The sequence below is a fragment of the Pseudooceanicola profundi genome, from assembly GCF_050897955.1.
Classification (GTDB): domain Bacteria; phylum Pseudomonadota; class Alphaproteobacteria; order Rhodobacterales; family Rhodobacteraceae; genus Pseudooceanicola.
The window spans coordinates 39120-50507 of the sequence record NZ_JBPAXZ010000003.1 but is presented as its reverse complement, the minus strand read 5'-3'; the positions used below and the strand labels follow the sequence as shown (position 1 = coordinate 50507).

The window sequence follows — 11388 nt, the reverse complement described above, 5'->3', positions numbered from 1 at the left end:
GGGTCTTTGGTCTCCATGCCGTCACTGCACCCGCAGACGCGGGTCGAGCAGGCCGTTGAGCAGGTCGGCAAAATAATTCAGGGCGAGGTAGATAACAGAAATGATGAGGACGAGCGCCTGCATCACCTCCAGGTCGGTGCGCTGGATCGACTGCCAGCCAAGCCGCCCGATCCCGTTCATGGAAAACACGCTCTCCACGATGATCGAACCGGACAGCATGAACCCCATCTGAACGGCCGTCAGGGACACCACCGGGATCAGCGCATTGCGCATGGCGTGTTTGAATATGACCTTCCACCGCGGCAGCCCCATGGCGCGGGCGGTGCGGATATAATCGCTGTCCAGCACCTCGATCATGCCTGCACGGGTGAGCCGCATGATCGCAGGGGTAGAGAAATAGCCAAGCGCAATGGACGGCATGATGTAATGCGCAAAAGACGTGTCGCCAGAGATGGGCAGCCAGCGGAACATCACTCCGAAGACGAGGATCAGGAGCAGCGCAAAGAAGAAATTGGGCAGGGCCTGACCAACGACCGCAATAGACAGGGCAATCCGGTCGATCACCGTGTTGCGTCGCGCCGCTGCAATAACGCCCAGCGGCACAGCCAGCACGAGCGCAAAGATCAGCGACAGCCCGGCAAGCTTGGCCGTGACCGGCAGACGCTCCATCACGACATCCATCACCGGGCGCTGCAGAATGTTGGAAAAGCCCAGATCGCCCTTCATCACATCGCCCAGCCAGCTGAAATATTGTGCCGGCAGCGGCCGGTCGAACCCGTAGGCGAGCCGCACCGCTTCGATTTCCTCCGAAGAGGCTTCCGCCCCTGCCAGCGCCACCGCCGGATCACCTGCCAGCCGCACGAGCGCAAAGGTAATGATCGAGACGCTGATCAGGACAAGAACCGTCAGTCCGAACCGTCGCATCGCAAAAGCTAACATGTCTCACCCAATTTTTCATATTACTGAAGAGTTGTTGTTCGTATTTTCAGCATCTCTGGAAGGAAACCGTGAAGTCAACGAGTTTCATGAAAAAAATATCGGATTTCCCCCTTGCGGCGGCATTTGGCACGATCAATAGTCGAAATATGCCGCGGCCTTCGCGAATTTATTCTATATTATGAAAAGAGACTTTGATGTCCGCTTATGTGATCAAAGGTGCCGCGATCGTCTCCGTCGACCCCGGGATCGGGAACCTGTCGCGCGGCGATATTCTGGTACAGGGTGACCGGATCGCGGCCATTGCGCCCGACCTCGGGACAGTGGATGCCGAGGTAATCGACGGCGCACGCATGATTGCAATGCCGGGTCTGGTGAATGCTCACAACCACCTCTGGCAAACGGTTATCCGGGGCATCGGGTCGAACTTCGGCGGGGCAGACTACTATAATTACCTGCACGCGGGTGCAGCGCCGCGGTTCTTGCCGGAGGATCTGTATTATTCCGAACTGGCGGGCGGGCTGTCACAGATCGATGCAGGCACAACCACAGTGTTTGACTGGTGCCACAACAACCCGACGCCCGCGCATACGGATGCGGCCATTGACGGGCTCGCGGCCAGCGGCGTCCGGGCCCTCTTCGGGCATGGCACAGTCAAGCCCAAGCCGAAACCGGGCGATCCGCATTTCTCCGAAATCCCGCATCCACGCGAAGAGATCGAGCGGCTGCGCAAGGGGCGCTTTGCCTCGGATGACGGGCTGCTCTCTCTGGCCATGTGCGTGCTGGGGCCCGACTATTCCACCATCGACGTCTGCCGGCAGGATTTCGCACTGGCAAAAGAGACGGGGCTGATCACCTCCGCCCATGTCTGGGGCCGCCGCAACCGCCTGAACCCGGGCGGATATCTCGACCTGCAGAAGGAAGGACTTCTGCCAGAGGGGCATAATGCTGTTCATGCCAACTATATTTCCGATGCAGAAATCCGGGCGCTTGTTGACGCAGGCTGCACGATCACCGCAACGCCGCCTGCCGAGCTGCGCGGCCATGGTGTTCCGCCGCTGATCGGGCGCGTCGCGGATCAGGGCGGCCGGCCGTCGGTCGCCAATGACAGCGAGGTCGGCGTGACCGGGTCCATGTTCGAGACGATGCGACTCTCGCTGCAGGCCGACCGGTTTTACCGCAACGTCCAGACCCAGCGAGAGCTGGAAGAAGGGTCCAATCCCGAGGCCGCGGCCTTTGAGGCGGAGAACCTCAAAACGATCGGAACCGGCGGCGGCGTCTATCAGAAGGAAAAGATCGTTACGGGCGATGCTCTGAAATGGGCGACACTCAACAATGCCCGCGTGCTGGGGATGGAACATATGATCGGTTCCCTCACCCCGGGCAAAAAGGCGGATATCGTTCTGCTGCGTCGGGACGACTGGAACATGGGGCCCGCACTGAACCCGGAAAACGCTGTGGTCATGTTCGCCCATCCCGGCAATGTCGATACCGTCATGATCGACGGTATCCTTCGCAAGCGCCACGGGATGATCCTGGATACCGCGGCGGCTGGCACCGCGCGGAAAGAGATCGCCGAACGGGGACCGCGCCTGATGGCCGATGCGGGGTATCCTGACATTGCCTGGTGAGACGCAGCACCCGGACAGGGCATTCCGCAGGCTGGTCTGGTTGATGGCGATTACCGCAGGTGTGGTCGTCGCGAACAATTATTACAACCAGCCCCTGCTGGCAGAGATTGCGCAGGATACAGGGCGCAGCGAACGCGCGGCGGCGTTGATCGCCACCCTGACCCAGATTGGCTATGCGCTTGGCCTGCTGTTTCTGTTGCCTCTGGGGGACATGATCGAAAGACGCAGGATTCTCTCGATTTTGCTCGTGACCTCCTGCGCCATGCTGACCGGGTTCGCACTTGCCCCGACCTTCCCCGCGCTGGTCTTCATCGGCTTCCTTGTCGGGTTCTCCAGCGTCGTGCCGCAGTTTTTGCCTCCCATTGCCGCGCGCCTCGCGCCGAAAGGACAGTCAGGTCGGGCGGTCGGCTTTGTCATGGGCGGGCTGTTGCTGGGGATCATCCTGTCACGGTTTGTCGGCGGCATCTTCGGCGGGCTTTTCGGCTGGCGGGCGGTCTACCTGATGGCGGCCGCGATGATGATCCTGCTGCTGGTGCTGTTACAACGGTCGCTTCCCCGTATGGAACCGACATTTCGCGGCAGTTATGTCGGCCTGATCCGTAGCCTTGCAGATTTTTTTCTCAGATACGGCCGTCTGCGACTGCTGGCCTTTGTCGCCGCCCTGCAGTTCGGGGCTTTTGCAATGTTCTGGACCACCCTCGTGTTCCATGTCGAACGCTCTATGACCGGGGAGGCGACGGTCATTGTCGGTCTGCTGGCCCTGATCGGTGCCGCCGGCGTCCTGGCGGCCCCCATGGCCGGACGCCTGTCGGACCGGCTGAGCGCGAGCACGATCATTTCCGCAAGTGGCGCGCTGATGGCTTTTTCATTTCTGCTGATGGGACTGGGCGGCGGGACCCTCGTCTGGCTGATTCCCGCGATCGTATTGCTCGATCTGGGCATGCAGGTCGGCCATGTGACATCGATGTCCGAGGTTCTGCGTCTCGATCCCGCCGCGGGCAACCGGCTTAATACAATCTATATGGTGATCCGGTTCGGCGGCGCTGCTCTTGGCACCTTTGCAGGCGCGCAGGCCTGGCACTATTTCGGCTGGACAGGCGTCATGGCACTCGGGGCGGGAATGACCGCGTTGGCGCTTTTTGTAACACTCGCCTCACGCATTGCGCCGGAGGCCGCGACCAATCATGATTGACTCTGCAGGGATCGAGCCGGGGAGCGGCATGGACGACGAGTATCAGAATCTGGTGCAGCACCGGCTTGAACCGGCCGATATCACCAATACCCGGACGCAGGTCTCCATGGAGGATGCTCATACGCCGCAGACCGTCTCCGGCTGGCAGGCGCCTGGCGACAAAGGCGATCAGACAACCGTGCAAGCCGTCGACCGTGCGATAACGCTCCTGGAGACACTGGCGGAGGCCAAGCACGAGCTGCGCCTGCAGGACATCGCACGTATGACAGACCTGAAGCTGTCGACCTGCCATCACCTCCTGAACACGCTGCTGCGGCGGGGATACGTGGCCAAGCTGGATCGCCCCCGCGCCTATTTCCTCGGCCCCCGGATATCGGACATCGCCTCTATGCGCGGCGCCCGGTTCGATCTGGTGCGCGAAGCGCGGCCATATCTCGACCGTCTCGCCCAGGAAACCGGCGCAACCGTGCGTCTTGCCGCCTTTGAGGGCACCGAGCTCTCCACCCTCTTTGAACAGAGCGGAGAGGCCGGCGGCGGCGGTTCAATCAGCGACGCGGCCCATGCCTCCGCGCTTGGCAAGGCAATCCTCGCCTGGCTGCCGGAGCCAGAGATTGCGCGGGTCGTCGCCGACCATGGCCTGCCCCGTCTTACCGGGCGGACTATTACGTCTCTGGGAGAGCTGGTGGAAAGTCTCCGCCAGATCCGGCGGCACGGATTTGCCGTTGAAGACAGGGAGTTCCGGGACAACGAGGTCGCGATCGCCTGCGTGATACGCGAAAAGGCCGGCGCGGTCATCGGCTCCGTCGGTGCCTCTGTCAGTGCCGACAAGACCGACAACGAACGCCTGTTGCAGCTTCAGCTTCAGATTTCCGGCGTAGCGCGTGAAATCTCTGCGAAATGCAGGCTCTGACCCTGAAAACCGGGCGGATGTGCGCCTACTGGACGCCATGAAAGGCGCAACTGTCCGCGACCTTCTGCGATACCGATCTGCGGGCATGACCTTCGTCAGTAACCTCATGATCAAAAAGCTACGGCTATGAATGCCCGTCGCTCAGGTGCCTATGCAACACTCTGCTTTGTCGGGTGCTGCAACCTGGTCTTCGGTCAGCCGTCGCGACAACCTTTTCAGATGCAATGAAGTGTGGGTTGCAGGCAGAGAAACCCGTGCATGTCATTGATATATAGATTTATCTGTTCCTGTCAGTGCTCTCCCGGACTTGTTCGTCAGCCAAAAGACAGCGCCCGGGTCACCGCCTGCACCCGGCGCAAGCACGTCCAGACATCACGCCATGCACAGCGCTCAGGCTTGACAGGTCTCCGCGCTCAGAATTAATAATACTACAAATTGGGAGGAATCATCGTGCAGATCACCAGGGTCTCGGCGATCATCTGCAACGCGGAGATGCGGAACTGGGTTTTCGTCCGGGTCGAGACGGATGTTCCGGGCCTGATCGGCTGGGGTGAGGCCACGCTCGAATGGAAGACCCGCGCGGTGACCGGAGCGATTGCCGACATCGAACCCTTGCTTGTCGGTCAGGACCCGCGCGACATTGAGCAATGCTATCAGATCATGACCCGGCACGGGTTCTGGCGCATGGGTGTGATTGGCATGTCAGCGATCAGCGGGATCGAGATCGCGCTTTGGGATATCCTCGGCAAGTCGCTCAACACCCCTGTCTGGCGGCTGCTGGGCGGGCAAGTGCGCGATCATCTCAGAACCTACACGCATCTCGGCATGGGCAATATGACCTCGGTCTATGAAACCGATGGTGCGGATGAGCTGGCCGAACGTGGGCGGGCGGTTGTTCAGGCGGGGTATAGTGCGGTGAAGGTCGTTTCGATCCCCTACGCGCATTACATCGCGCCAAACCGCGCGATTGATCAGGTCGGGGAAAGCATGGCGGCGCTTCGGTCCGCGGTCGGTCCTGACATCGACATCATGGTCGACTTCCACGGCCGGCCCGCGTCGGCCTCGCTTGCACGGGAATTCCTGAAGGTACTGGAGCCTTCGCGGATCCTCTTTGCGGAGGAACCCGTGCCGCCAGAGAACCTCGATGCGCTGGCCGAACTTACCCGGACCTCGCCCGTGACGATTGCGGCGGGTGAGCGCATCGTCGGGCGGGCGGGTTTCGACACGGCGCTGAAGGCCGGGGCGTTCCATATCGCTCAGCCTGATATCGTGCATGCCGGGGGGCTTTGGGAAACCAAGAAAATCGCCGCTATGTGCGAAACCGCCGGGATCGGCGTGGCACCGCATAACCCCTTGGGGCCGATTGCCGGGATCGCCGCGCTGCACTTCGGTATCTCGACCCCGAACCACATCATTCAGGAAGAAATGGTCGGCGCTGTGCCGTGGTACGACTCCGTGGTTCAGTGGCCAATCGACAAGGTGCCCGGACGGTGGGACCGGCCGGAAAAACCGGGCCTCGGTCTGGACGTCGACGAAACGGAAATCGCCGCGCATCCCTTCCAGCAGGAGGTTCTGCACACCCGCAACGCCGTGCTCGCCGATGGCACGGTTGTGGACTGGTGACCGCGATGACCGGACGTCTTCAGGACAAGGTGGCCCTGATCACCGGTGCCGGACAGGGCATCGGGGCCGCCATTGCGCGTGCTTTTGCCCGCGAAGGCGCGACGGTCGTCGTGGCCGAGATCAACGAGAAGACCGGGACCGCAGTAGCTGAGGAGACCGCTGGCCTCTTCTGTCGGTGCGACGTGACCAAACAATCGGACATCGACGCCACCGTCGCTGCGACACTTGAGCGATACGGTCGGGTCGACATTCTGGTCAACAATGCCGGGGCGAATGTCTTTCACCGCCCGCATGAGATGCCGCGCTCGGAATGGGCCCGCTGCATGGCGCTCGATCTCGAAGCCTGCTGGGCCATGTCCGAAGCGGTCTTGCCCGGTATGCGCACCCAAGGCAGCGGGGCCATCGTCAATATCGCCAGCACCCATGGGTTCAAGATCATTCCCCATACGTTCCCGTATCCTGTCGCGAAACACGGGTTGATCGGTCTCACCCGGTCGCTTGGCATCGAATACGCGGCCGAGGGGATCCGGGTGAATGCCATCGCGCCGGGCTATGTCGATACCGATATCGCCCGCGCCTACTGGGCCGGGTTCGACGATCCGGAGGCAGAGCGACGCAAGGCCGAAGACCTGCATCCGCCGAAACGGATCGGGCGACCCGAAGAGGTGGCGATGACCGCCGTCTTCCTCGCCTCGGACGAGGCGACGTTCATCAATGCGGAAACGATCACCATCGACGGGGGCCGCTCCGCGCTTTTTCACGACTGAGATTTCAAATGGGAGGAGAAACCATGAAATACCTGACCCTTACCGCGCTTGGAGCCGCGGTTCTGATGCCGTTCGCGGCACAGGCGGACGACATCAAGATCGGCTACATCAACAAGATGGGCGATCACCCCTGGTTCGTTGCCGAAGTGGCCGGCGCAGCAGAGGCCGCCAAGGCGGGCGGCGCCGGTTTTGTCAGCCAGGACGTGCAGTTCAATGCTGACCTGACGATCACGACGCTCGACACCATGATCGGCGACGGGGTCGACGGGATCGCAATTGTCGTGCCGGACCGTGCACTTGGGCCGGTCGTTGCAGCACGCGCGGCAGAGGCCGGTGTGCCGCTGGTCGCCGTGGATGACGACATTCTGGACGAGGCCGGCAATCCCGTGCCCTATGTCGGGCTGAACGCCTTTGCCATCGGCGAGCGGGTCGGCGAGGAGCTCGCAAACTTTTACAAGGCGGCGGGCTGGGACAAGGGATCGGTCGGCATCGTCTCGATCGAGGATCGCAAGGCCGACACCTGCATGCAGCGCAACGGCGGGGCGGAAAAGGCGCTTCTGGCAAATTCCGACCTGACCGAAGATCAGATCGTCCGCGCCGCTTATGACAACACGATGGTCAACGCCATCGACGTCATGACCACGACACTCACCGCCAATCCGCAGTACGAGAACTGGATTTTCTACGCCTGTAATGACGATGGTGTGCTTGGCGCCGCGCGGGCCATGGAAAATTCCAGCTATCCGGCCGAAACGGGCATCGGCATTGGTATCGACGGCAGCCGCGCCTGCGACGCTTTCGGCAACGGTCGCGCCTCTGCCTACAAGGGCACGATGTGGCTGAATTCGGAAAATCATGGGCGGGATGCAGTCGCGCTGTTGCTGGCCGCGATCAAGGACGGCACCGCCCTTCCAGCGGCCACCTATTCCGATCCCGAATTCATCACGATGGACAATTTCGGCGAGTACAAGGACCGGCTCTGTAACTGAGCCGCCGGGCCGGGCGATACCCCGCCCGGCCCCCACCCATATACGGGAGGATCACATGACCACCCCATTTCTTAAAACCGAGGGGCTGACCAAGCATTTCGGACCGGTCCACGCCCTGACGGACATTTCCATAGACGTTCGCGCCGGACAGGTGCTGGCGTTGGTTGGTGAAAACGGCGCGGGCAAATCGACCCTGATGCGCCTGCTCGAGGGTGTCTTCCCTCCGACCCGTGGCCGCATTCTGATCGAGGGGCAGGAGTGCCGCTTCGCTCAGCCGAAAGAGGCGCATGCCGCCGGGATCCGGGTCATCCATCAGGAACCGGAAATCGTCCCGGACCTGACCGTGGCCGAGAACATCTTTGCCGGGACGCTGCCCCGCAAGGCCAAATACTTCCTCGACTGGTCGACGCTCCATACCAGGACGGCAGAGCTGCTGGAAACGTTCGGCATGGCGAAAGAGCTTCATCCCCGCCAGATGTGCAGCGGCCTCGGCCCCGCGCAACGGCAGATGATCGAGATCATGCGCGCGGTGCAGGCGGGCGGCAGGATGATCGCCTTTGACGAACCGACGTCATCTTTGACCGACGAGGAATCCGGGCGGCTCTTCGGGATTATCCGGCGGCTGCGCGATGACGGCGTCGGCATCATCTATATCTCGCACCGCCTGCCCGAGATCACCGAACTTGCCGACCGCGTGGTCGTGCTGCGCGACGGGACACTTGTCGACGATCTGCCGGCGGAAGGTGTGACAGAACAACAGATCACCCGGATGATGGTCGGCCGTCCGCTGTCGGACATGTTCCCGGACCGCGACCCGTCCACCGGCGAGGTGGTGCTGACAGTCGACGGCATGACGACGGAGCATGTCCACGACATCACCTTCGAGCTGAGAAAGGGCGAGGTGCTGGGCATCGGCGGTCTGATCGGTGCGGGTCGGTCGGAACTGGCCAAGGGCGTTTTCGGATTTCACCGGCGTACCGCCGGGCGCGTGACGATCGACGGCGTCGACCTGCCGTCAGGTGACACGGCGGCGGCCATCGCTGCGGGGATCGGTTTTGCACCCGAGGACCGCAAGGACGAGGCGCTCCTCCTCCTTCAGACCATCCTCGAAAACGCGGTCCTCTGCGTGCCGCAGAAAGTCTCCAGCGGTGGGTTCTTCAGCCGGTCCAAGGCGCTTGACCTGATCTCGGGCATCTCCGGGCAGATGCGGCTCAAGGCCGCGTCCCTCGATGCGCCGATCACCTCGTTGTCGGGCGGGAACCAGCAGAAGGTCGTGTTGACCCGCTGGCTGGCCTGCGACCTCAAGGTGCTGATCCTGGACGAGCCGACCCGCGGCATCGACGTCGGCGCCAAATCCGAGATCTACGACCTGATCCGCAAGCTCACGGATGAGCAGGGGCTGGGCGTGATCGTGATCTCCTCCGAGATGCCGGAACTGCTTGGCCTCTCGGACCGCGTGCTTGTCATGTCCGACGGACGGATCCGCGCGCATTTCGACCGCAGCGACGCAACTGAGGAAACCGTTCTGCAGGCGGCCATCCCGCATGGCCAGTCCGCAGCGACAAGACATATGGAAGGAGCCGGCGCATGACCGCCCAGACAGCAACCCCCGACCGGGCCGGCATTTCGGTCCACCGCATTGTCGAACGTATCGGCATCCATAACATCAGCCTGCTGGTCGCGCTTGTCGGCCTGCTGGTGATCTTCGGCACGCTGCGCGGAGACGTGTTCTTTTCCACCCGTAACCTGCTGAATATCGGCATGGGCGTCGCCATCCTTGGCGTGCTGGCGATCTCTCAGACCGGGGTGATCGTGTCTGGCGGGCTGGATATCTCCGTCGGCTCAATCGTCGGGCTGACCACGGTCGCAACCGCCATGACGATCCAGGCGACCGATGCGGCCGGCATCGGCATCATTGCCGGCATCGCCGTGGGCGCGCTCGCCGGTCTGGTGAATGGTATCCTCGTGACCTACGGCCGGATCAACGCCGTGATCGTGACGCTTGGCACCATGGCGATCTTTCGCGGCATCGCGTTTATCCTGTCGAATGGCCAGTCGATCTCGATCTTCAATGATGCGTTTCGCTGGATCGGGACGGGGCGGATCATAGGGCTTCCGGTGCCGCTCTGGATCCTCGTGGCCGTAGCCATCGGGTTCTATGTCTTCATGCACAAAAGCATCGTCGGGCGGAACTATTACGCCATCGGCGGCAATCCGATCGTGGCGCGCCTCTCGGGGCTCAACATCCCGCGCTACCGGGTCGCGATCTATGTCGTCTCGGGTATCATGGCGGGCGTCGGCGGCATTCTTCTGGCTGCGCGCACCGGGTCGGGCCAGCCGATCTCGGGTTCGGACGGGCTTGAGCTTGAGGCGATCACGGCGGCCTTCCTTGGCGGCTGCGCGATGCAGGGCGGACGTGGCACGGTTGTCGGCGCGCTTCTGGGCGTGGCGATCATCGGGGTGCTGAACAATGGTATGATCTTGACCGCCGTTCCGACATTCTACCAGATGCTGGCCAAGGGGACGCTTCTGATCCTCGCGGTATTTCTGGCAGAATACCGTCTGAACAAGAACTGAGGCGCGAATGGCAGGCGAACGGGCAAAGGCAATGCGCAGCGCAACCCCGCGTCAGCGGGAAATGGTGACGAGCACCCTGGCGCGGCGCATTCTTTCGGGCGAATTCGCCCCGGGCGCCCGCCTGCCAACCGAAGCCGAACTGGGTCAGGAGATGGATGTCAGCCGAACCGCCCTGCGCGAAAGCGTGCGCATGCTGGCCGGCAAGGGGCTGATCGAAAGCCGGCCACGGATTGGCACCGTGGTTCTGCCGTCGGAACAGTGGAACCATCTCGACAGCGATATCCTGGCCTGGCGGGAAAGCCTGCCCCCCGATGTCGCCTTTATCCGTGCCCTGACCGAGGCGCGGCAGGTCATCGAACCGGCCGCGGCGGAAATGGCCGCGCTGCGGGCAGACGGCACGGATCTTGGCCGCATGCAGGAAGCCTATGACCGCATGTGTGACAGTCAGGCTTTGGACCTGGACGCGACAGTGGGCGCCGACGAAGCCTTTCACCTGTCGATCCTGATGGCCTCCAAGAACGAGATATTCGCCAATTTTGGCGCCGTGATCGGATCGGCCCTCCGCATGAGTTTCCGCATAACCGCTCAGGCATCCGAGAATTTCTCGGCCTCGCTGGACACCCATGGCGCGGTGCTGGAGGCCATCCGGATGCGACAGGCCGACAAATCCCGCGAGTTGATGACAGAGCTGATATCCGTGGCTGCGCAGGACCTCGCCCGCGTTGCAGCCGAACAACGGGGTATCCGAAAGGACCCGTCGTGA

General features: G+C 62.3%; 10 protein-coding genes. 9 read left to right on the top strand and 1 reads right to left on the bottom strand.

The genetic code is table 11. From position 1 onward, the window contains the following. Positions 1 to 21: 21 nt before the first annotated feature. Positions 22 to 939: an ABC transporter permease gene (locus tag ACRARG_RS18080; protein ID WP_432691618.1), complete on the bottom strand. Its 918-nt coding sequence runs from the start codon at positions 937 to 939 to the stop codon at positions 22 to 24. Positions 940 to 1133: 194 nt separating this feature from the next. Between ACRARG_RS18080 and ACRARG_RS18075 the strand changes: the two genes are divergently transcribed. The 9 genes from ACRARG_RS18075 to ACRARG_RS18035 all read left to right on the top strand — a co-directional run bounded on the left by ACRARG_RS18075 (position 1134) and on the right by ACRARG_RS18035 (position 11388). After that, positions 1134 to 2567, top strand: a complete 1434-nt coding sequence (locus tag ACRARG_RS18075; protein ID WP_432691617.1) for an amidohydrolase family protein — start codon at positions 1134 to 1136, stop codon at positions 2565 to 2567. Positions 2568 to 2610: 43 nt separating this feature from the next. After that, positions 2611 to 3759 carry an MFS transporter gene (locus ACRARG_RS18070; protein ID WP_432691616.1) on the top strand — a complete coding sequence of 383 codons (1149 nt, stop codon included), beginning with the start codon at positions 2611 to 2613 and terminating at the stop codon, positions 3757 to 3759. Beyond that, complete coding sequence (locus ACRARG_RS18065; RefSeq protein WP_432691615.1) at positions 3752 to 4669, top strand: IclR family transcriptional regulator; 918 nt, start codon at positions 3752 to 3754, stop codon at positions 4667 to 4669. The genes ACRARG_RS18070 and ACRARG_RS18065 overlap by 8 nt, the downstream gene beginning before the upstream one ends. Before the next feature lie 450 nt (positions 4670 to 5119). Continuing rightward, a complete protein-coding gene (gene dgoD / locus ACRARG_RS18060; RefSeq protein ID WP_432691614.1) occupies positions 5120 to 6292 on the top strand; it encodes a galactonate dehydratase in 1173 nt (390 codons plus the stop codon). Positions 6293 to 6297: 5 nt separating this feature from the next. Continuing rightward, entirely contained in the window at positions 6298 to 7059 is a 762-nt protein-coding gene (locus tag ACRARG_RS18055) for an SDR family oxidoreductase (protein WP_432691613.1), read from the top strand. Between the two features lie 23 nt (positions 7060 to 7082). Continuing rightward, entirely contained in the window at positions 7083 to 8048 is a 966-nt protein-coding gene (locus tag ACRARG_RS18050) for a substrate-binding domain-containing protein (protein ID WP_432691612.1), read from the top strand. A 55-nt stretch (positions 8049 to 8103) separates the two neighbouring features. Then, positions 8104 to 9639: a sugar ABC transporter ATP-binding protein gene (locus tag ACRARG_RS18045; RefSeq protein WP_432691611.1), complete on the top strand. Its 1536-nt coding sequence runs from the start codon at positions 8104 to 8106 to the stop codon at positions 9637 to 9639. Further along, positions 9636 to 10625 carry an ABC transporter permease gene (locus tag ACRARG_RS18040; protein ID WP_432691610.1) on the top strand — a complete coding sequence of 330 codons (990 nt, stop codon included), beginning with the start codon at positions 9636 to 9638 and terminating at the stop codon, positions 10623 to 10625. The genes ACRARG_RS18045 and ACRARG_RS18040 overlap by 4 nt, the downstream gene beginning before the upstream one ends. Positions 10626 to 10686: 61 nt before the next feature. After that, entirely contained in the window at positions 10687 to 11388 is a 702-nt protein-coding gene (locus tag ACRARG_RS18035; RefSeq protein ID WP_432691609.1) for a FadR/GntR family transcriptional regulator, read from the top strand.

Excerpts from the sequence above, each read along its gene's own strand:
- ACRARG_RS18080 (WP_432691618.1), bottom strand. The coding sequence starts at position 939 with ATGTTAGCTTTTGCGATGCGACGGTTCGGACTGACGGTTCTTGTCCTG.
- ACRARG_RS18075 (WP_432691617.1), top strand. The coding sequence starts at position 1,134 with ATGTCCGCTTATGTGATCAAAGGTGCCGCGATCGTCTCCGTCGACCCC.
- ACRARG_RS18070 (WP_432691616.1), top strand. The coding sequence starts at position 2,611 with ATGGCGATTACCGCAGGTGTGGTCGTCGCGAACAATTATTACAACCAG.
- ACRARG_RS18065 (WP_432691615.1), top strand. The coding sequence starts at position 3,752 with ATGATTGACTCTGCAGGGATCGAGCCGGGGAGCGGCATGGACGACGAG.
- ACRARG_RS18055 (WP_432691613.1), top strand. The coding sequence starts at position 6,298 with ATGACCGGACGTCTTCAGGACAAGGTGGCCCTGATCACCGGTGCCGGA.
- ACRARG_RS18050 (WP_432691612.1), top strand. The coding sequence starts at position 7,083 with ATGAAATACCTGACCCTTACCGCGCTTGGAGCCGCGGTTCTGATGCCG.
- ACRARG_RS18045 (WP_432691611.1), top strand. The coding sequence starts at position 8,104 with ATGACCACCCCATTTCTTAAAACCGAGGGGCTGACCAAGCATTTCGGA.
- ACRARG_RS18040 (WP_432691610.1), top strand. The coding sequence starts at position 9,636 with ATGACCGCCCAGACAGCAACCCCCGACCGGGCCGGCATTTCGGTCCAC.
- ACRARG_RS18035 (WP_432691609.1), top strand. The coding sequence starts at position 10,687 with ATGGTGACGAGCACCCTGGCGCGGCGCATTCTTTCGGGCGAATTCGCC.